Source organism: Clostridium sp. UMB9555A (assembly GCF_030222355.1).
GTDB classification, from domain to species: domain Bacteria; phylum Bacillota; class Clostridia; order Clostridiales; family Clostridiaceae; genus Sarcina; species Sarcina perfringens.
Window position 1 is genome coordinate 276,571 of sequence record NZ_JASORQ010000001.1, and the last position, 20,980, is coordinate 297,550.

General features: G+C 29.9%; 20 protein-coding genes. 18 read left to right on the plus strand and 2 right to left on the minus strand.

The window, feature by feature from the left end; all coding sequences use genetic code 11:
* Positions 1-16: 16 nt before the first annotated feature.
* The 16 genes from queA (at position 17) to QP548_RS01290 (ending at position 16,790) form a co-directional block, all read left to right on the plus strand.
* Positions 17-1,042: a tRNA preQ1(34) S-adenosylmethionine ribosyltransferase-isomerase QueA gene (gene queA, locus QP548_RS01215; protein WP_061428926.1), complete on the plus strand. Its 1,026-nt coding sequence runs from the start codon at positions 17-19 to the stop codon at positions 1,040-1,042.
* A 23-nt stretch (positions 1,043-1,065) separates the two neighbouring features.
* On the plus strand, positions 1,066-2,208 hold the full coding sequence (tgt, locus tag QP548_RS01220; protein WP_003468762.1) for a tRNA guanosine(34) transglycosylase Tgt: 1,143 nt from the start codon (positions 1,066-1,068) through the stop codon (positions 2,206-2,208).
* Positions 2,209-2,246: 38 nt separating this feature from the next.
* Positions 2,247-2,516 carry a preprotein translocase subunit YajC gene (yajC, locus tag QP548_RS01225; RefSeq protein ID WP_003451165.1) on the plus strand — a complete coding sequence of 90 codons (270 nt, stop codon included), beginning with the start codon at positions 2,247-2,249 and terminating at the stop codon, positions 2,514-2,516.
* Between the two features lie 195 nt (positions 2,517-2,711).
* On the plus strand, positions 2,712-2,852 hold the full coding sequence (scfA, locus tag QP548_RS01230) for a six-cysteine ranthipeptide SCIFF (RefSeq protein WP_003451489.1): 141 nt from the start codon (positions 2,712-2,714) through the stop codon (positions 2,850-2,852).
* A 69-nt stretch (positions 2,853-2,921) separates the two neighbouring features.
* Positions 2,922-4,295, plus strand: a complete 1,374-nt coding sequence (scfB, locus tag QP548_RS01235; protein ID WP_003451573.1) for a thioether cross-link-forming SCIFF peptide maturase — start codon at positions 2,922-2,924, stop codon at positions 4,293-4,295.
* A 97-nt stretch (positions 4,296-4,392) separates the two neighbouring features.
* The gene (gene secD / locus QP548_RS01240; protein ID WP_003451081.1) at positions 4,393-5,652 is read left to right on the plus strand and encodes a protein translocase subunit SecD; all 1,260 of its coding nucleotides are present in this window, start codon (positions 4,393-4,395) and stop codon (positions 5,650-5,652) included.
* A complete protein-coding gene (gene secF / locus QP548_RS01245) occupies positions 5,645-6,514 on the plus strand; it encodes a protein translocase subunit SecF (RefSeq protein WP_003451195.1) in 870 nt (289 codons plus the stop codon). Before secD ends, secF begins: the two co-directional genes overlap by 8 nt.
* Before the next feature lie 199 nt (positions 6,515-6,713).
* On the plus strand, positions 6,714-7,568 hold the full coding sequence (locus tag QP548_RS01250) for a DHH family phosphoesterase (protein ID WP_003451668.1): 855 nt from the start codon (positions 6,714-6,716) through the stop codon (positions 7,566-7,568).
* 43 nt (positions 7,569-7,611) lie between these two features.
* The gene (locus tag QP548_RS01255) at positions 7,612-8,130 is read left to right on the plus strand and encodes an adenine phosphoribosyltransferase (RefSeq protein WP_061428925.1); all 519 of its coding nucleotides are present in this window, start codon (positions 7,612-7,614) and stop codon (positions 8,128-8,130) included.
* 151 nt (positions 8,131-8,281) lie between these two features.
* Positions 8,282-10,462: a RelA/SpoT family protein gene (locus QP548_RS01260; protein WP_061428924.1), complete on the plus strand. Its 2,181-nt coding sequence runs from the start codon at positions 8,282-8,284 to the stop codon at positions 10,460-10,462.
* Positions 10,463-10,476: 14 nt separating this feature from the next.
* Positions 10,477-10,926, plus strand: a complete 450-nt coding sequence (dtd, locus tag QP548_RS01265; RefSeq protein ID WP_061428923.1) for a D-aminoacyl-tRNA deacylase — start codon at positions 10,477-10,479, stop codon at positions 10,924-10,926.
* A 159-nt stretch (positions 10,927-11,085) separates the two neighbouring features.
* The gene (locus QP548_RS01270) at positions 11,086-11,706 is read left to right on the plus strand and encodes an MBL fold metallo-hydrolase (protein WP_061428922.1); all 621 of its coding nucleotides are present in this window, start codon (positions 11,086-11,088) and stop codon (positions 11,704-11,706) included.
* A complete protein-coding gene (locus QP548_RS01275) occupies positions 11,696-13,138 on the plus strand; it encodes a coproporphyrinogen III oxidase (protein WP_061428921.1) in 1,443 nt (480 codons plus the stop codon). Before QP548_RS01270 ends, QP548_RS01275 begins: the two co-directional genes overlap by 11 nt.
* A gap of 31 nt (positions 13,139-13,169) precedes the next feature.
* Positions 13,170-14,417: a histidine--tRNA ligase gene (hisS, locus tag QP548_RS01280; RefSeq protein ID WP_061428920.1), complete on the plus strand. Its 1,248-nt coding sequence runs from the start codon at positions 13,170-13,172 to the stop codon at positions 14,415-14,417.
* Positions 14,418-14,437: 20 nt separating this feature from the next.
* A complete protein-coding gene (gene aspS, locus QP548_RS01285; protein WP_061428919.1) occupies positions 14,438-16,231 on the plus strand; it encodes an aspartate--tRNA ligase in 1,794 nt (597 codons plus the stop codon).
* 286 nt (positions 16,232-16,517) lie between these two features.
* A complete protein-coding gene (locus QP548_RS01290; RefSeq protein ID WP_061428918.1) occupies positions 16,518-16,790 on the plus strand; it encodes a metal-sensitive transcriptional regulator in 273 nt (90 codons plus the stop codon).
* Between the two features lie 17 nt (positions 16,791-16,807).
* Here the strand turns inward: QP548_RS01290 and QP548_RS01295 are convergent, their stop codons facing one another.
* Together QP548_RS01295 and QP548_RS01300 are read right to left on the minus strand one after the other, a co-directional pair.
* On the minus strand, positions 16,808-17,329 hold the full coding sequence (locus QP548_RS01295) for a threonine/serine exporter family protein (protein WP_060795968.1): 522 nt from the start codon (positions 17,327-17,329) through the stop codon (positions 16,808-16,810).
* Positions 17,330-18,100, minus strand: a complete 771-nt coding sequence (locus tag QP548_RS01300) for a threonine/serine exporter family protein (RefSeq protein WP_061428917.1) — start codon at positions 18,098-18,100, stop codon at positions 17,330-17,332. It abuts the gene before it with no gap.
* Positions 18,101-18,279: 179 nt separating this feature from the next.
* Here QP548_RS01300 and glyA point away from each other — a divergent pair, with 179 nt between their 5' ends.
* Both glyA and QP548_RS01310 read left to right on the plus strand, forming a co-directional pair.
* Complete coding sequence (glyA, locus tag QP548_RS01305; RefSeq protein WP_061428916.1) at positions 18,280-19,512, plus strand: serine hydroxymethyltransferase; 1,233 nt, start codon at positions 18,280-18,282, stop codon at positions 19,510-19,512.
* 250 nt (positions 19,513-19,762) lie between these two features.
* On the plus strand, positions 19,763-20,725 hold the full coding sequence (locus QP548_RS01310; protein WP_081109963.1) for a dipeptidase: 963 nt from the start codon (positions 19,763-19,765) through the stop codon (positions 20,723-20,725).
* Positions 20,726-20,980: the final 255 nt, after the last annotated feature.

Below are 20,980 nucleotides of genomic sequence, written 5' to 3' on the forward strand. Positions count from 1 at the left end.
AGAAGGTGTAATTAAAATGAAAGTAAGTGATTTTTATTTTGAGCTACCAGAGGAACTTATAGCTCAATATCCACTTGAAAAGAGAGATTCTTCAAGATTAATGGTTTTAGATAAAAAAACTGGAGAGATTGAACATAGAAAATTCCATGATATATTAGAGTATTTAAATGAAGGAGATACTTTAGTTTTAAATAATACTAGAGTATTACCTGCTAGACTTATAGGAGAAAAAGAAGAAACAGGTGGCAAAATAGAATTTCTTCTTTTAAAGAGAATAGAAGGAGATAAGTGGGAGTGTTTAGCTAAGCCAGGAAGAAAGGCTAAAGTAGGTACAGTTTTCACTTTTGGAGAAGGTAAACTTAAAGCAATAGTTAGAGAAATTGGTGAAGAAGGAAACAGAATAATAGAGTTTAAGTATGATGGTATATTTGAACAAGTTCTAGATGAATTAGGACAAATGCCACTTCCACCTTATATACATGAAAAATTAGAAGATAAAGAAAGATATCAAACAGTTTATTCTAAGGAAAAAGGATCAGCAGCAGCCCCAACAGCTGGATTACATTTTACTGAGGAATTATTAAAAGAAATTAAAGATAAAGGTGTTAATATAGTATATTTAACTTTACATGTAGGACTTGGTACATTTAGACCAGTAAAGGTTGATGATGTAAATAATCATGTTATGCATTCAGAATATTATCATTTAGATAAAGAAAATGCAGAGCTTATAAATAAAACTAAGGAAGCTGGAAAGAGAGTAATTGCTGTAGGAACAACATCTTCAAGAACTTTAGAAACTATTGGAGATGAAAATGGAAGAGTTAGAGAACAAAGTGGATGGACAGATATATTCATATATCCAGGATATAAGTTTAAAATAGTTGATAATTTAATTACAAACTTCCATTTACCTGAATCAACTTTAATAATGCTTGTTTCAGCTTTAGCTGGCCAAGATAACATAATGAATGCTTATAACACTGCAGTAAAAGAAAAATACAGATTCTTCTCATTTGGAGATTCAATGTTTATAAAATAAAAAGCAAAGGAAGGACTTTTTTCATGACTAAAAAAAGATATACTCTTTTAAAAAAAGACGGAAAAGCTAGAAGAGGTGAGTTTGTAACTCCTCACGGTACAATTCAAACTCCTGTTTTTATGAATGTAGGAACTTTAGCAGCTATAAAAGGTGCTGTTTCTTCAATGGATTTAAAAGAAATAGGATGTCAAGTAGAGCTTTCTAATACATACCATTTACATTTAAGACCAGGAGATAAGGTTGTAAAGCAAATGGGAGGCTTACATAACTTTATGAATTGGGATAGACCAATCTTAACAGATTCAGGTGGATTCCAAGTTTTCTCATTAGCAGGAATGAGAAAGATAAAAGAAGAGGGAGTTTATTTTAACTCACACATAGATGGTAGAAAAATATTCATGGGACCAGAAGAAAGTATGCAAATACAAAGTAACTTAGGTTCAACAATAGCTATGGCTTTTGATGAATGTATTCCAAACCCATCAACTAGAGAATATGTAGAAAAGTCAGTTGCAAGAACAACAAGATGGCTTGAAAGATGTAAAAAGGAAATGGATAGATTAAATTCATTAGATGACACTGTTAATAAAGAGCAAATGCTTTTTGGTATTAACCAAGGTGGAGTTTATGAAGATATAAGAATAGAACATGCTAAAACTATAAGAGAAATGGATTTAGATGGATATGCTATTGGAGGATTAGCAGTTGGAGAAACTCATGAAGAAATGTATAGAGTTATAGATGCTGTAGTTCCTCACTTACCAGAGGATAAACCAATATATTTAATGGGGGTTGGTCTTCCATCAAATATATTAGAGGCAGTAGAAAGAGGAGTAGACTTCTTTGATTGTGTTTTACCTGCTAGAAATGGAAGACATGGTCATGTTTTCACTAAAGAAGGTAAAATAAACTTAATGAATGCTAAGTTTGAATTAGATGCTAGACCAATAGATGAAGGATGTCAATGTCCTGCATGTAAAAATTACACAAGAGCATATATAAGACACTTATTTAAGGCTAAAGAAATGTTAGCTATGAGATTATGTGTTCTTCACAATCTATACTTCTATAATAAGCTTATGGAGGATATAAGAGATGCTATAGATGGCGGATACTTTGCAGAATTCAAAGCTAAAAAATTAGAAGAGTGGAATGGAAGAGCTTAATAATATAAAATTTACATAATAAGAAGGGAGTGGCTAGTATGAATTTTCAACAAATAGCAACAATGGTATTACCTTTTATTTTAATGTTTGGTGTATTTTATTTCTTACTTATCTTACCAGAAAAGAAAAGAAAGAAAAAATATGATGCTATGATAGATGAGCTAAAAGTAAATGATAAGATCATAACTAGAGGCGGAATCATAGGTAGAATAGTAAAATTAAAAGATGATAGCGTTATAATAGAGACTACTCAAGATAGAACAAAGATCGAGTTTTCAAAACAAGGCATAAGTTCAAAGATTGATTAGTATAATTTAAAGAAATAGTTGTTTTAATGTATTTTATGCATTAAAATAACTATTTTTTCATTTTAGGTATTGAATTTTACAGTATAATGTGAAAGAATAAGGGTGGTAAATCAAATTAGCTTTTTAAAAAGAACTTTAAAATTAAACCTTAACATGGTATAATATTAAAGATAGTTTTGATTGGAGGAAGAGTAAATGAAGCGTATAAAAACAGTAAACAAGTCAAGCTTAAAAAAGAGCTTATGTAAACCAGCAGATTGCAGAGAGTGTGCTAACTCATGCCAATCAGCTTGTAAAACATCAGCTACAGTAGCAAACTTAGCTTGTGAAAATTAATTATAAAAATTCTTAAGTGGCAGTAACTTTTAAAGTTGCTGCCATAGTTCTTAGTTAGGAGGAAATATTGTGGCATTAATTCATAAATTTATGCAAGGTGGAGAGTATTACGTAGTAGACGTAAACTCAGGAAGTGTTCATATTGTTGATGACCTTATTTACAATATGATAGATAATGATAACAAATTAAGTAGTAAGGAATCTTTAATTGAAAAGTTAAAAGATAAATATCCAGTTGAGGAAATTGAAGAGGCTTATGAAGATTTACTTCAATTAGTAGAAGAAGACGCTTTATACTCAGGAGATTTATATGAAGAGGTTGCTAAAGAAAGTGACAAGGCACCTTCATACATAAAAGCATTATGCTTAAATGTTGTACATGATTGTAATTTAAGATGTAAATATTGTTTCGCTGACGAGGGAGAATACAAAGGATGTAGAAAACCAATGAGTGCTGAAGTTGGTAAAAAAGCTATTGATTTTGTATTAGCAAATTCAGGTGGAATAAAGAATATAGAAGTTGATTTATTTGGTGGGGAACCACTAATGGTATTTGATACTATAAAAGAAATAATAGATTATGGTAAGAAAAGAGGACAAGAAGTAGGCAAAAATGTAAGATTTACTATGACTACTAATGCAACTCTTTTAAATGATGAAAGAATCGATTATATAGATAAAAACATCGGAAATATAATTCTTTCAATAGATGGAAGAAAAGAAGTTAACGATGCTGTTAGAATAAGAGTTGATGGTTCAGGAAGTTATGATAGAATACTTCCAAACATAAAGAAAATGGTTGAAAAGAGAGATCCAAGTAAACAATATTATGCTAGAGGAACATTTACAAGAAATAATACTGACTTCTTCCAAGATGTAATGGCTCTTGCTAATGAAGGATTTACTGAGATTTCAATAGAGCCAGTTGTTCTTCCAGATGAACATGAATTATCTTTAAGAAGAGAAGATTTACCGACTATCTTTGGAGAGTATGATAAATTATACAATGAAATGGTGAGAAGATTAGAAGAGGGAGATAACATATTCAAATTCTATCACTTTAACATTGATTTAAATGGTGGTCCTTGTGTTTATAAGAGAATAGCAGGATGTGGAGCAGGTCATGAGTATATTGCTGTAACTCCAGATGGAGAAATATATCCATGTCACCAATTCGTTGGAAATACTGATTTCTTACTAGGAAATATCTATGATGGAGAAATCAGAAAAGATCTTTCAACAGAATTTAAACAAGCTCACATATATAATAAACCAAAATGTAAAGAATGTTGGGCTAGATTCTACTGTAGTGGTGGATGTCAAGCTAATAACTTTAACTTTAATGGCGATATTCATGTTCCTTATGAAGTTGGATGTGAAATGCAAAAGAAGAGAATTGAGTGTGCTATTGCATTAAAGTCAAAGACTATGGACGCTGAATAAAAATATAATATTAATAATTGTTGCCATATATTGACTATATGGCAACATATTAATATAATTTAGTTTATCAGAGAAAATTTTACAGAGGGGGATAACCATGAAATCAAAATTAGGTAGCTTCATATTATTTTTTATCTCCATAGCAGTGATAAGTTTTTTAGCTCTAGCAGGGTTCAAAGGATTTACATTAGGGGACTATCAATTTAAAACGTTTAATGAGGTTATAACTAAAGGATTGGATTTACAAGGTGGAGTTTCTGTTCTTATGGAAATCCAAAGTAATGACGTAACAGTAGATCAATTAAACACAACAAAGGAACTTCTATCTTTAAGGGTTAATAAGGTTGGAGTTTCAGAAACTGTAGTAACAACAGAGGGAAATAATAGAATAAGAATTGATATTCCAGGACAATACGATTCAGGAACTATAGTGGATTCTCTTCAAAAAACAGGGGAGTTAACATTTGTAGGGCCTGAGGATGATGTTATTTTAACAGGTAAAGATGTTGAAAAGTCAAGTGTATATATAGACCCTCAAACAGGTAAGCCAGTTATAAAATTAGAGCTTAACGAAGAAGGTAAGCAAAAGTTTGCTGAGGCAACAAAAAAATATAAAGGCCAAAAAATAGCTATAAAAATGGATAATGAAACATTAACAGATCCAGTAGTAAATGACATAATTTCTAATGGTGAAGCTATTATTTCAGGAAATAGATCAATGGAAGAAGCTGAAAAGGTATCTGGAATAATAAATGCTGGTGCATTACCAGTTCCAGTTAAGGCGGTTTCAGTTGAGACTGTAGGTGCTCAATTAGGTGCAAATGCTCTTCCAAATGCTCTGAAAGCAGGAGCAATAGGTGTAGCTATAATATTCTTATTTATGATACTATACTATAGAGTTCCAGGATTCATTGCATGTATGTCGCTAAGTGTTTATATATTATTAGTGCTTTATATATTTGCATTAGTAGGAGTAACTCTTACTTTACCAGGTATAGCAGCTTTCTTATTAACAGTAGGTATGGCAGTAGATGCTAACGTACTTATATTTGAAAGAATCAAAGAAGAACTTGGAAATGGTAGAAGTATAACATCAGCTATGAAAATAGGTTTTAGCAATGCGTTAAGATCAATAATGGATTCTAATATAACAACCCTTATTGCTGGTTTAGTATTATACTTCTTTGGATCAGGACCAGTTAAAGGATTTGCTTTAACATTATTAATAGGTATTGTAATAAGTATGTTTACCGCTATAATAATGACAAGATTCTTTATGAATTTAGGATTCAACATGGGAATATTAAATAAGCCTTCAATGTTTGGTCGTATAAAAGGAGGTAGACATAATGCTTAAAATTGTAGAGAAGAAGAAAATATGGTTTACTATATCAATTCTTATAATTGTTATAGGTTTTGGATTTATGTTTACTAAAGGTATGAACTTTGGAATCGACTTTAGAGGGGGTACTCAGGTTGTAATAAACATGGGTACAGATTTTAATAAAACCGATGTTGATAAAATTGTAGATGAATATTCAAAGGATGCCGTTACAAATCAAGTTAATGGTACTGAACTTCAAATAAAAGCAAAAGAGTTAAATAGTTCTCAAGTTAATGATATCTTTAAGGCTCTTAAAGAAAAATATGATTTAAAAGATGATGCCTTAGTATCACAAAATGAGATTGGGGCTTCAGTAGGAAGAGATTTAACAACAAATGCCATAGTAGCTCTTGTGATAGCCGTAATAGGTATGCTTATATACGTAGTTATAAGATTTGAATTCTCTTTTGGTATTGCAGCTATAATAGCTCTATTACATGATGTATTAATAACTATAAGTGTTTATGCTGTATTTGGAATAACAATAAATACTCCATTTATAGCGGCTATACTTACAATAGTAGGTTATTCTATAAATGATACAATAGTTATATTTGATAGAATAAGAGAAAATAGAAAAAAACTTAGAGGAAAATCTGTAGAAGAGATTGCAGACATGAGTATAACTCAAACAATGTCAAGATCTATAAATACAACACTTACAACTTTAATCACTATAGTTTGTGTTTATATATTTGTTCCTACAGTTAGAGATTTTGCTTTCCCATTAATAGTTGGTATAGCATCAGGAGCTTGTTCTTCAATATTTATAGCAAGTCCAATTTGGTGTATTTTAGCTAACAGACAAAAAAATAAAAAGGCAAGAAATAAGTAATAGTATAAAAATGCTAAAAGTTTTATAACTTTTAGCATTTTTTTTATTTTAATTAGAATTTTTATTGTTTTTTAAGAAAAATAGGAGAAAAGTAATAAAAATGACTAATAAATACGTATTTATTTGAAAAGTATTTGTCAAAAAGGTAATTTTAAATTATAATATACTTGTTTTCTTAATTTTATGGAGGAGTTAAATTATGCAGAAGGCTTGGAAAAACATATATTGCACTAATTACATATCTGGGTATAGCCCTTTTAACATTAAAAATATGAATAAAGCAATAGAAAGACTAGCATCTGCAATTAACAATAGAGAAAAGATAGTTATATATGGTGGATGTGATTTAGATTCCATATGTGCAATATCATCTTTAATGCTTATACTAAAGTATTTAAATGCTGATGTTGAATATTGTGTAAGTTCAGAACATGAAGAAAAAAATTATGATATAGATGAATATACTTTAAGAGAAGATATTGCTTTTTTAGGTGCAGAACTTTTAATAACAGTAGGTTGTGGACTTAAAAATAAAGAGGTGGAGAATCTCTGTAATAGATTTAATATAGATCTAATAATAATGGAAAATAAACGCACAAAATGCATATATGATTCAACATATATAAACCCAAGTGAAGAAAAGTGTTCATATAGATATAAGGATTTGACTAATTCGGGGTTAACTTTTAAGTTAATGCAAGCTATTGCTATATATTATAACATGAAAAGAATAAATAAGTATTTAGATTTAATACTTATAGGTAGTGTTTCAAAGAACGTTAAAAATAAAGGGGAAAATGGAATAATATTAAAGGAAGGCATTCAATATTTAAGATATACTAATAGTATAGGATTGAATGCTATTAAGAGTTTCTTTAATATTAGTGATATAAATATAGATAGTATTAATAAAATAGTTAATGAGATAACTCCAAGAGAAGGTGCCATTAGCAAAAAAGATAACGCGAAGATAATTGTGGAGTTATTAACTACAAATGATAAGGACAGAGCGGAGCAAATAACTAAATATATTTATAATGAAAAAATAAGGTAGTAATTAAAATTTATATATATTTATTGATTTTGGAGGCAAAGTAATGAGTTTAAAGGATAAAATAAGAGTTATAGAAGATTTTCCTAAAAAGGGAATAAGTTTTAAAGACATAACTACTCTAATAGCAGATGGAGAAGGCTTAAGAGATTCAGTTGACCAAATGGCAGAATTCTTCAAAGATAAGAATATTGACGTTGTAGTTGGACCAGAAGCTAGAGGATTTATATTTGGAGTTCCTGTAGCATATGCTTTAGGTGTTGGATTCATTCCAGTAAGAAAGCCAGGTAAACTTCCAGGGGATACAGTAAAAGTAGAATATGATTTAGAGTATGGAAAAGATGCTTTAGAAATACACAAAGATGCTATAAAACCAGGTATGAGAGTTGCTATAGTTGACGATCTTTTAGCTACTGGTGGTACAATAGCTGCTGTTGCTAAATTAGTAGAACAAGCTGGTGGAGAAGTTGCTGGATTAGCATTTACTATTGAGTTAACAGAATTAAAAGGAAGAGATAAATTAAAAGGATACGAAGTAACATCATTAGTTGATTATGATGTTTAAAATTCTTTAATTTTGTAAAAAATTATAATAGAGTTTAAAATGGCTGGTTTATTGACCAGCCATTAATTTTATTATTGGTTTATTTTATTTTTTTGTTATATAATAATATAATATATTAAAAGAAATTTTAAGTAGGGGAGAATAATCCAGTATGTTAGAAGAACTAATTTCTAAAATAAAAGCTAATGGGAACAATGTTGATATAGATTTAGTTAAAAAAGCATATGATTTAGCTTTTGAAGCACATAAAGAACAAAAAAGAGAATCAGGAGAGCCATACATAATCCATCCTATTAGCGTAGCTATGATATTAGCTGATATGGGAATGGACACCAATACTATAGTTGCAGGACTTCTTCATGATGTCATAGAAGATACGGATTATACTTATGAAGATATAAGTAATATTTTTAATGTTGAAGTAGCTAACTTAGTTGATGGCGTTACTAAACTTGGTAAGATAAAATATAAAAGCAAAGAAGAACAACAAGCTGACAATGTAAGAAAAATGCTTTTAGCAATGGCTAAAGACATAAGGGTTATAATAATAAAACTAGCAGATAGACTTCATAATATGAGAACACTTAAATATATGAAGCCTGAAAAACAGAAGAAAAAAGCTCAAGAAACTTTAGATATATTTGCACCTTTAGCTCATAGATTAGGTATATCTAAAATAAAGTGGGAATTAGAAGATTTGTGTTTAAGATATATTCACCCAGAAGAATATTATGATTTAGTAAATATGATAGCTGAAAAAAGGGTGGAGAGAGAAAAATTTATTTCTCGTATAATTGAAGAGCTAAAAGAGAATTTAGATAAAGCTAATATAGATAGCGACATAGAAGGAAGACCAAAACATTTCTACAGTATATATAGAAAAATGGTAAATAAACATAAGAGCATAGAGCAAATCTTTGATTTAACAGCAATAAGGATTTTAGTTAATACAGTTAAAGATTGCTATGCAGTACTAGGTATAGTACACACTATTTATAAGCCAATACCAGGTAGATTTAAAGATTACATAGCAATGCCAAAACCGAATATGTATCAATCATTACATACAACAGTAATAGGAAGTGAAGGAAAGACTTTTGAAATTCAAATAAGAACTTTTGAAATGCATAGAACGGCTGAGTACGGAATAGCGGCTCACTGGAAATATAAGAGTGGTGTTACTGGAACTGATTCAAAAGATATGACTTTTGAAAACAAGTTAACATGGCTTAGAGATATACTTGAGTGGCAAAAGGAAGCTGTTGATGCAACTGAATTTATGGAAGGATTCAAACTTGACTTATTCTCAGATGAAATATTTGTATTTACTCCTAAGGGGGTAGTTATAAATTTACCAGCGGGAGCAACTCCTATAGACTTTGCATATAAGATTCATACAGATATAGGAAATAAGTGTGTAGGAGCCAAAGTTAACGGAAAGATAGTAACTTTAGATTACAAGCTTAAAACTGGGGAGATAGTAGAGATATTAACATCTTCATCATCTAGAGGTCCTAATATAGATTGGTTAAATATAGCTAACAGTAATCAAGCTAGAAGTAAAATAAAACAATGGCTTAGAAAAGCAAGAAGAGAAGAAAATTTAGAAAGAGGAAAGGAAATGCTTGAAAAGGAATGTAAAAAGCAATCCTTAGTATTTTCAGATCTTTGCAAAGGGCCGCTATATGACAAGTTATTAAAGAGATATCATTTAAATAATGTTGAAGAAATATATGTAGCCGTAGGAGAAGGAGAGTTACTTTCATCTACTGTAATATCTAAGCTTAAAGAGAATGTTGTAAAACAGGTTAGCGAAGAGGAATTAAATAAGAATATTGAGGAACAAATAGCTAAAACTGAAAGACAAACAAAGAAAAAACAAAGCTATGGAGTAACTGTTAAGGGATTAAACAATATAATGGTTAGATTTGCAAGATGTTGTAATCCTGTACCTGGAGATGATATAGCTGGATATATAACTAAGGGAAGAGGAGTTTCTGTACATAGAAAGGACTGTTCTAACTTTAAGGCTATAGTAGAAAAACAGGGAGAGAAAGTTGTAGATGTTAGCTGGGGAACTGAAAAGGGAGCTGCATATGTGGCTGAACTTGAAGTTAAAGCAGAGGATAGAATGTGTTTATTATCTGATGTTATGTTAGTTATAACTGATTCTAACCTTAGCCTTCTTTCTTTAAATGCTAAATCAGGTAAAAATGGAGTAGCTAATATAAATATTCAAGTAAAAATTGATAATATAGAACAATTAAAAGACTTAATGAAGAAAATAAGAAGACTACAAGGAATATTAGATGTTTATAGAGTAAACAAATAAAAGGGGGCATAACAGTGAGAGTTGTAGTTCAAAGAGTAAATAAATCCTCTGTTAAAGTGGATAATGAGATAGTTGGAAGTATAAATAAAGGCTTTAATGTATTGGTTGGGATTGGTAAAGAGGATACTATTGAAGACTTAAAATATATGAAAGATAAAGTTTTAAACTTAAGAGTTTTCGAAGATGAAGAGGATAAAATGAATTTATCTTTAAAGGATGTTTGTGGAGAACTACTTCTTATATCACAATTTACCCTTTATGGAGACTGTAGAAAGGGAAGAAGACCAAACTTCATGAATGCTCTTGGAGGTGATGAGGCTAAGAAACTTTTTGATGAGTTTGTAAGCATGTGCAGAGAAGAGGGCATAAAGGTTGAAACTGGAGTCTTTGGTGCCCATATGGTAGTTGACATAGAAAATGATGGGCCTGTAACTTTAATGCTAGATAGCAAAAAGAATTTCTAAACAAATATTACTATTTTGCCAATAAAGCATTATAATAAATATAGGCTTTTAGAAAAGTTAAACATTGAGATTTTTTATAGGAGTTTAGCTTAACAAGTTAGACTCCTATAAATTCGGTTAAAAATATAAATTAAACTTCATTTTTTAGGAGGGATTGATATGTTAATAAAAACAATTCCAGTAGGAATGTATCAAGCTAATTGTTATGTTGTTATAGATGAAGAAACTAAGGATTGTATAATAGTAGATCCTGGTGAAGAAGCATCAAGAATTGAAAGTGTAATAGAATCTTTAGATGCAAAACCAAGAATGGTATTATTAACTCATGGACATTTCGATCATGTGGGAGCTGTGCAAAAACTTGCAGAAAAATATAAAATACCTTTTTATATAGATAAAAAAGATGAAGATATGATAGAAAGAAATGTTGATGTTTTTGGAAAACTTCCAAAGGCAGATGGATATTTAAAAGATGGAGATACTCTTAAGTTCTCAGATAATTATGAAATAAAATGCCTAGAAACACCAGGACATACTCCAGGAGGATTATGCTTCTTAATAGATAATTGTCTTTTTACAGGAGATACTCTATTTAGAGAATCAATTGGAAGAAGTGATTTTGAAGGGGGTAATCATGCCACTCTTCTTAAGAGTATAAATGATAAATTGGTACCATTAGGTGATGACATAGCAGTATATCCAGGACACGGACCAAGTTCAACTATTAAACACGAAAGACAAAGAAACCCATTTTTAGCAGGAGATTTTTATGTATATTAAAATATATCTTAATGACTTAAAGTATAGATATGACGTTTATCAAATGTTTAATATATTCTATACTTTTAAGGAATTAAAGTTTGTAAATGAAGATGAAGAGAGAGACTACGATGTCTTTATATCTGAAAATATGGTTAAGATTTCAGAGGGAGACAATAGTTTTTCTTATGAGTTCAAAGAAGGATACGGATTTAAAACAGAACTTAAAAAGGGAATATTCAAATTTTTATCTGAAACTCTTAAGGATGAATATCCTTGGGGAACATTAGTTGGAATAAGACCAAGTAAAATAGCTTTATCTCTAATAAGAGAAGGAAAATCTGATGAAGAGATAATAAAATATTTTGAAGATAATTATATGGCTAGTTGCGAAAAAGCTAAGCTTTGCATAGAGGTTGCAGAAAGAGAAGAAAGCTTTGTAAATAAAGAGGAAAAAAACATAAGTATATATGTTGGTATGCCTTTTTGCCCTACAAGATGCCTTTATTGTTCCTTTGCAGCAAATCCTATTGCTGGATGTAAGAAAGATGTTAATCCTTATTTAGAAGCTTTAAGCAAAGAAATTTCAGCTATAAGTGATTATGTATCAAAGAAAGACTTAAAGATAGAAACTGTTTATTTTGGTGGAGGTACTCCAACCTCAGTAAATAATGAACAGTTTGAAGTATTAATGAAACATATATATGATAGTTTCGTTAATAATAAAGGAATAAAGGAGTTCACTGTTGAATGTGGAAGACCTGATTCTATAACTGAAGAAAAATTAAAAACTATGAAGAGATATGAAGTATCTAGAATATCTATAAATCCTCAAAGTATGAACGATAAAACCTTGAAATCAATAGGTAGAGGGCATTTAACAGAGGATGTAGTGGATAAATTCAATTTGGCAAGAAGCTTAGACTTTGATAACATAAATATGGATATTATAATAGGTCTTCCAAATGAAGATATTTCAGAAGTTTCTAAAACATGTAAAATGATAAAGGATCTTAATCCAGATAGTTTAACTATTCATGGGATGTCTATTAAAAGAGCATCAAGACTTCATGAAAATTTAGTTTTACATAACACTATAACTATTGCAGAGCAAAAAAATCTTAATAAGATGTATGAGATGAGTAAAGTTTTAGGTAGAGAACTAAATATGCATCCATATTATATGTATAGACAAAAAAATATGGTTGGTAACATGGAGAATGTAGGATATTCAAAAGATAACAAGGAATGTATCTACAATATTCAAATGATTGAAGATAAGCAGACTATAATTGCATTAGGAGCAGATGCAGTTTCTAAGGTAGTATTTTTAGAAGAAGATAAAAATCGTATAGAAAGATTTGCAAATGTTAAAGATGTAAAGGAATATGTAAAAAGAATAGAGGAAATGGTTGAAGGTAAGATAGAATTACTTGATACTTTATATAAATAAAAAATTTAATATTATGTAGGAGGAGTTGTTTATGGCGATACAAGCTCAAAAGGGTACAAAGGATATGTTACCTAATGACGCTTATAAATGGCATTATATAGAAGAAAAGTTAAGAAAAATATCAGCTGAATATGGAATTAGAGAGATCAGAACTCCTATGTTTGAGGCAACTGAACTTTTCAAAAGAGGAGTTGGAGAAACTACTGACGTGGTTCAAAAGGAAATGTATACTTTTGAAGACAAAGGTGGAAGAAGTATAACTCTTAAACCAGAGGGGACAGCTCCAGCTGTTAGAGCATTTATTGAAAATAGTTTATATGCTGATGCTCAGCCAACAAAAATGTTCTATTTTACTCCATGCTTTAGATATGAAAAAATGCAAAAAGGAAGATTAAGAGAATTCCATCAATATGGAATAGAAGTTTTTGGTTCACAAGAAGCTTCTATTGATGCAGAAATCTTATCTTTAGTTATGAGAGCATTAACAGAGGATTTTGGAATAAAAGGATTAAGCTTAAATATAAACAGTTTAGGATGTCCAAAATGTAGAGCAAAATTCAATGAAGCTTTAAAACAATACTTAAAAGAGAACTATGATAATCTTTGTGAAACTTGTAAAACAAGATTTGAAAAGAATCCTATGAGAATCATAGACTGTAAAGAAAAGAGATGTAAGGAAATAGTTAAGGAAGCTCCTTCAATACTAGATTACATCTGCGAAGAGTGTAGTGATCACTTTAGCAAGTTAAAAGCTTACTTAGATGTTATGGGAATAGAATATAACATAGATCCACAAATAGTAAGAGGATTAGATTACTATAGCAAAACTGTTTTTGAAGTTATAAAAAATGGATTAACAGTTTGTGGTGGAGGAAGATATGATTATCTAGTAGAAGAAATAGATGGACCTAAAACTCCAGCTATGGGATTTGCATTAGGTTTAGAAAGACTTCTTTTAGTTCTAGATGAAGAAGGAATAGAAATTCCTGAACCTGTTAGATGTGAGGTTTATATTGGCTCAATGGGAGACAATGCTAAGCTTGAAGCTATGAAATTAGCATTTAATCTTAGAAAAGCTGGTATTAATGCTGAAATAGATCACTTAGGAAAGAGTGTTAAAGCTCAAATGAAGTATGCTAATAAAATAGGAGCTAAATATACTTTTGTTATAGGTGATTCTGAAATAGAAGAAAATAAAATTAAAATTAAGAGAATGAGCGATGGAGAACAATTCGAAGTCAGCTTAGATATAAATGAAATAGTAAATATAGTTAAGTAGTAGACAGGAGGAGAATTAAAATGGGTGAAGCTTTAAATGGATTAAAGCGTAACATAATGTGTGGCGACGCTAGAGAAAGTCACATTGGACAAAAAGTAACCGTAATGGGTTGGGTTCAAAGAAATAGAAATCTTGGAGGTCTTCAATTTATAGACTTAAGAGATAGAGAAGGAATTTTACAGGTTGTATTTAATGATGATTTAGGAGAAGAAATCCTAGAAAAAGCAAAATCAATAAGACCTGAATATTGTATTGCTGTAACAGGTGAAATAGTTAAGAGAGAATCAGTAAATCCAAACATGCCAACAGGTATGGTTGAGTTAAAAGCTGAGGAATTAAAGATTTTATCTGAATCAGATACTCCTCCAATATATATAAAAGAAGATTTAGATGCTGCTGAAAGTATTAGATTAAAGTATAGATACTTAGATTTAAGAAGACCAGATATGCAAAATATCTTCAAAATAAGACATAAGACAACTAAAGCAATAAGAGATTATCTAGATCAAAATGGTTTCTTAGAAATGGAAACACCAATACTTACAAAGTCAACTCCAGAAGGAGCTAGAGATTATCTTGTTCCATCAAGAAACTATCCAGGAATGTTCTATGCATTACCTCAATCACCACAATTATTTAAACAATTATTAATGGTATCAGGTTTTGATAGATACTTCCAAATAGTTAAGTGTTTCAGAGATGAAGACTTAAGAGCTAATAGACAACCAGAGTTTACTCAAGTTGACTTAGAAATGTCATTTGTTGAGCAAGATGACGTTATGGCTTTAAATGAAGGTTTAATAAAGCATGTATTTAAAGAAGTTTTAGGAGTAGATGTAAAAACTCCAATAAAGAGAATGACATTTAAAGATGCTATGGAAAAATACGGTTCAGATAAACCTGACTTAAGATTTGGAATGGAAATCACAAACTTAAGCGATGTTGTTAAAGAATGTGGATTTAAAGTATTTACAGATGCTGTAGCTAATGGAGGTTCTGTTAGAGGTTTATGCTTAGAAGGCGGAGCTTCTATGGGAAGAAAAGATATTGATAGATTAGGAGAATTCGTTAAAACTTTCAAAGCTAAAGGATTAGCATGGATTCAATTAAAAGAAGAAGGTGTTAAATCACCAATAGCTAAATTCTTCCAAGAAGAGGAATTAAACAAAATAATTGAAACTATGGGAGCTAAAACAGGAGATTTAATCCTTATAGTTGCTGATAAAAACTCAGTAGTTTTAAAAGCTTTAGGAGAATTAAGATTAGAGCTTTCAAGAAAATTTGATTTAGTTAAAGATAAGAGTGAGTTCAACTTCACATGGATAACAGAGTTTGATCTTCTTGAGTACGATGAAGAAGAAGGAAGATACTTTGCAGCTCACCATCCATTTACAATGCCAATGGATGAGGATATACAGTATTTAGATACTGATCCAGGAAGAGTTAGAGCTAAGGCTTATGACTTAGTATTAAATGGAGAAGAGTTAGGTGGAGGATCTATCAGAATACATGACACTAAACTTCAAGAAAAAATGTTTGAAGTATTAGGATTTACTCAAGAGTCAGCTTGGGAAAGATTTGGATTCTTATTAGAAGCATTTAAATTTGGACCACCACCACACGGTGGATTAGCTTTCGGTTTAGATAGAATGATAATGTTCTTAGCAGGAACTGAAAATATCAAGGACGTTATAACATTCCCTAAAAACCAAAATGCATTCTGTTATTTAACTGAGGCACCTAATATAGTAGATGAAGAGCAATTAAAAGAATTAGGAATTGAAACAATAAAGAAAGAAGATACGGCAGAATAATTTTTGAGCAATCTAAATTGAGATACTAAAGTAAACTTAATTAGCGTGGGTTTTGTACTCACGCTAATTTTAGTCAGTTTATATAGGTGGTAAGTAAAAAAATCTTATACTTTAAAAAATAAGAGTTTTTATTACTTTACCATTTAAAAAGTAAATCTTAATTATAGATTGCTATTTTATTGACTTTCAATGAGGAATTAAGGTATATTAAGTAATTAATATGAAATAATAATATCAATTAAAAATATTATATATTAGATTACAATGATGGTATGAGGTGTAAATTTTGAATGATAATGAAGCTTTAAGAAAAGATATACTTGTAAGATTAAGAAAAATAGAGGGGCAAGTAAAAGGAATTCAAGGAATGGTAGATAAAGATGTTTGTTGCAGGGATGTATTAACTCAAATATCTGCTATAAGAGCTGCTATAAATAAAGTTGGAGTACTTCTTATAGAAAACTATGCTAGAAACTGTATGGGTATAGGAGAAGAAGATAAAGAGGAATTAGAAGGTTTAGAACAATTAATAAAAACATTAAATAGTTTTGTAAAATAATAGACCACAAAAGTGGTCTATTTTTTTGTATGAAAATCTATATTACTTTTATTTTTTAATTTTTTAAATAATAATATGTTTTTAGGATTTAATGATCCATGAGTATATTGTTTTTTCTTATTGTTTATTAAACGAGTAATTGTAGATACAAATAAAACTCCTAAAGCTAATGCTCCTGAAGATGAAATTGTCATTATGGCTTGGTTCCAAGTTGACATAGCATCACCTTGAATAGCTTCATACATAGTATTATACATACCACCTCCAGGAACTAAAGGTATTAAGGCACAAACCACTATTGTTGTTACTGGAGTTTTTAAAATTCTTGCATATATTTCAGAATATGCGCTAAAGGCAATTGCTGAGAAGAACATTGATAATATAACACTTAATCCACAATATAATCCTATCTTATAAACTAGCCACCCTAAGGCTCCACCTATTCCGGCAAAGAATAAATTCTTTCCATGAATATTAAATAATACTCCAAAAGCTATAGTAGCTATGAAGGTAGCTAGTACTTCTTTAATTAAAACCAATTATATACCACCTCCAAAGTAAATCCAAATACTCATAACCATACCAGTTCCAACAGCTATGGATATAGCCACTAAGAAGGCCTCAGCTGCCCTTATTAGACCTGATATTAAATCTCCAGCAATTGTATCTCTAATAGCATTTGTAATAGATAAACCAGGAACTAATAGCATTATACTACCTATTATCATTGTATCTAGATTACTTCCAACACCTAAACTATAGGCTATTAAGGATAAGAGAGCAGCGATTGCTCCCCCTAAAGTATTTATAAAAAAGGCGTTTATTCCTAATTCACCAGCTTTAAAAGTAGCTAGTTTTACAAACATTCCAACGAAAAATGATACTACGCAATCTTCTATATTACCTCCTAATATAGTGGTAAATCCAGCAGCACCTATAGCTGAAAAGATTAGATTTGTTTTAAAATCATATTTAGGACAATTTTCATTTATATCTATTAATTTTTCTAAAACCTCATCAAGAGAATATTTTTCAGTATAAAGTTTTCTTGAAAGTTCATTAACCAAGTGGATTTTCTGTAAATCAACAGTTCTATTAGTAACTCTTTTTACTAAAGTTGTTGTATAATTATTCTCATCATATACAGAAACCATAATTCCAGTTGGGGTAACAAAACTTTCAGCATATCTAATACCGTAAGCAGCGCAGATTCTACATATAGTTTCCTCAACTCTATAAGTTTCTCCACCACTTTCTAGGATTATTCTACCTGCAAAAGTTGCAATGTGTAATACTTTGTCAAAATCCATATTATTCGCCCCTATGTAAATTTATAACCAATATAGTAATTATAACATATGAAAAGTTAAAATAAGCTACACAAACTCATATTAGTTTAATCAAAATATAAACAAATTATTTTCTGTTGCTAAAAATAATTAATAAATTTATAATAAGTAATATACATTTTACGTTTGGGGTGAATAAAATGAATTTTGACAACTTAAAAAGAGAAGATGAGCAAATTGCACATCTTGTTCAAAAGGAAAAGGAAAGACAAGAAAATAGCATAGAGCTTATAGCTTCAGAAAACTTTGTTAGCAAAGCTGTTATGGAAGCTATGGGGTCATATTTAACGAATAAATATGCCGAGGGTTATCCTTCAAAAAGATATTATGGTGGATGTCACGTAGTAGATGAGGTTGAAGATTTAGCAAGAGAAAGAGTAAAAAAATTATTTGGGGCTGAGCATGCTAATGTACAACCACATTCAGGATCACAAGCTAATATGGCTGTTTATTTTTCAATATTAGAGCCTGGTGATACTGTATTAGGAATGGATTTAAGCCATGGAGGACACTTAACTCATGGTTCACCAGTTAACTTCTCAGGTAGATTATTTAATTTCGTATCATATGGTGTAGATAAAGAGACAGAAACAATAAATTATGAAACTGTAAGAGAATTAGCTCTTAAACATAAACCTAAGTTAATAGTTGCAGGAGCTAGTGCATATTCAAGAATTATAGATTTTAAAACTTTAAGAGATATAGCAGATGAGGTAGGAGCATACTTAATGGTTGATATAGCTCATATTGCAGGGCTTGTAGCTACAGGCTTACATCCATCACCAGTTCCTTATGCTGACTTTGTTACATCAACAACTCATAAAACTTTAAGAGGACCAAGAGGAGGATTAATACTTTGTAAAGAAAAATTTGCAAAAGCATTAGATAAGAATATCTTCCCAGGGATACAAGGTGGTCCTTTAATGCATATAATAGCTGCAAAGGCTGTTTGTTTTAAAGAAGCATTAGAACCAAGTTTTAAAACATATATGGAGCAAGTAGTTAAGAATGCACAGGTTTTAGCAGAAGCTTTAGAATCTTATGGATTTAAATTAGTTTCAAATGGAACTGATAACCACTTAATACTTGTTGATTTAACTAATAAAGATATAACTGGTAAAGATGCAGAAATTCTTTTAGATAGTATAGGAATAACTTTAAACAAGAATACTGTACCAAATGAAACAAGAAGCCCATTTGTTACTAGTGGTGTTAGAATAGGAACTCCTGCTATAACAACTAGAGGATTTAAAGAAGAAGAAATGAAAGAAATAGCTTCTATAATAAATGATGCTATTAAAGAAAAAGATGGAGATTTAGAACCATTAAAAGCAAGAGTTAAAGCTTTATGTGCTAAATATCCTTTATATTAATAATTAAAAAATAGTTTTTAAAGGGAGTATTAAAATTTTGCTTTGGTGAATTTAGTATTCTCTTTAAGAAATACTGAATAAAGAATTAAAGTCATGTTGCAATTTAAATTTGTAACATGGCTTTAATTTTTTAATAATAATAGTATTACAAGAGAATAATTTAAAAAGAGAAAAAATTTTGATATAGTTTATATTGTGAAAATATTCATATTACTAGATGAAAGAGGTGAACTTTCATAGGAATTTACCTATGAAGATTTTTATGAAATTTATAGATTTTCATTGTGATACAGCATCACGTATGCTTCAAGAAAATAAAAAGCTTTTTAAAAATGATTTGAAAGTTGATATAAATAAATTAAGAGAAGGAGAGGCTTTAGCTCAATTTTTTGCTTTGTTTATAAATAAAGAATGTAATTCTGATACTTATTCTTATTGCAAAGAAATGTTACAGAATTTTAAAAGAGAAATAAATGAGAATTCAAGAGATATAGTCTTATGTAGAAATATAAGTGATTTAGAAAAGGCAGAGAAAGAGGGTAAAATAGGAGCCTTTATAACTATTGAAGAAGGTGATGCCATTAAGGGTGATATTGAAAAGTTAAGGGAGTTTAAAGAAGAGGGAGTTTCTTTAATAACTTTAACTTGGAATTATATAAATGACTTGGGATATCCAAATTATGAGTTTAAATATAAGGATAAGGGACTTACTAAAAAAGGTATAGAAGTTGTGGAAGAAATGAATAGTCTAGGAATGTTAATAGATGTTTCTCATCTTTCTGATGGAGGATTCTATGATGTAATAAAATATTCAAAGAGTCCAATTATAGCATCTCATTCTAATAGTAGAATACAGACTAATCATAGTAGAAATTTAACTGACCATATGATTAAAGAGCTAGCTAATAATGGTGGAGTAACAGGAATAAATTTTTGCAATGCTTTCTTAAAAGAAGAGTTGGAAGAGGATTTAAATTTAGCTTCCATAAGAAATATGGTTAGACATATAAAACACATAAGAAATATTGGGGGAATAGATGTTATTTCCTTAGGATCTGATTTTGATGGTATAGAAAATGAGGTTGAAATTAAAGATTCAAGTAATATGGGCTTATTATTAAATGCTTTGGAAAGGGAAGGCTTTAAAGAGGATGAAATAGAGAAAATATATTACAAGAATGCAAAGAGAATAATAAGAGATGTTCTAATATAGTCTTATAACTTAGTTATATAATGATTTATGAAAATAACCTTTAATAAAACTTATAAATATATTGCGAGAATTACTGGATTTCACTAAGAATTTATAGCTATTACTCCAAAGATTTTACTAAAGCTCAGAACTCCCTTCGGTCAAACAGCTTCGCTTATAAACGTAAAATCTTCTACGTAATAGCTTAAATTCTAAAGCTTACCTAGATATTCTCTTCATACTATTTATAAGTTTTAATAAGTTATTTTGATAAAA

Bases quoted from the DNA above. Each gene is read 5' to 3' on its own strand.
- QP548_RS01255 (WP_061428925.1), top strand. From the start codon at position 7,612: ATGAGTTTAAAGGATAAAATAAGAGTTATAGAAGATTTTCCTAAAAAG.
- QP548_RS01270 (WP_061428922.1), top strand. From the start codon at position 11,086: ATGTTAATAAAAACAATTCCAGTAGGAATGTATCAAGCTAATTGTTAT.
- QP548_RS01300 (WP_061428917.1), bottom strand. From the start codon at position 18,100: ATGGATTTTGACAAAGTATTACACATTGCAACTTTTGCAGGTAGAATA.
- secF (WP_003451195.1), top strand. From the start codon at position 5,645: ATGCTTAAAATTGTAGAGAAGAAGAAAATATGGTTTACTATATCAATT.
- QP548_RS01250 (WP_003451668.1), top strand. From the start codon at position 6,714: ATGCAGAAGGCTTGGAAAAACATATATTGCACTAATTACATATCTGGG.
- secD (WP_003451081.1), top strand. From the start codon at position 4,393: ATGAAATCAAAATTAGGTAGCTTCATATTATTTTTTATCTCCATAGCA.
- QP548_RS01310 (WP_081109963.1), top strand. From the start codon at position 19,763: ATGAAGATTTTTATGAAATTTATAGATTTTCATTGTGATACAGCATCA.
- QP548_RS01260 (WP_061428924.1), top strand. From the start codon at position 8,282: ATGTTAGAAGAACTAATTTCTAAAATAAAAGCTAATGGGAACAATGTT.
- tgt (WP_003468762.1), top strand. From the start codon at position 1,066: ATGACTAAAAAAAGATATACTCTTTTAAAAAAAGACGGAAAAGCTAGA.
- QP548_RS01275 (WP_061428921.1), top strand. From the start codon at position 11,696: ATGTATATTAAAATATATCTTAATGACTTAAAGTATAGATATGACGTT.
- scfA (WP_003451489.1), top strand. From the start codon at position 2,712: ATGAAGCGTATAAAAACAGTAAACAAGTCAAGCTTAAAAAAGAGCTTA.
- glyA (WP_061428916.1), top strand. From the start codon at position 18,280: ATGAATTTTGACAACTTAAAAAGAGAAGATGAGCAAATTGCACATCTT.
- yajC (WP_003451165.1), top strand. From the start codon at position 2,247: ATGAATTTTCAACAAATAGCAACAATGGTATTACCTTTTATTTTAATG.
- aspS (WP_061428919.1), top strand. From the start codon at position 14,438: ATGGGTGAAGCTTTAAATGGATTAAAGCGTAACATAATGTGTGGCGAC.
- hisS (WP_061428920.1), top strand. From the start codon at position 13,170: ATGGCGATACAAGCTCAAAAGGGTACAAAGGATATGTTACCTAATGAC.
- queA (WP_061428926.1), top strand. From the start codon at position 17: ATGAAAGTAAGTGATTTTTATTTTGAGCTACCAGAGGAACTTATAGCT.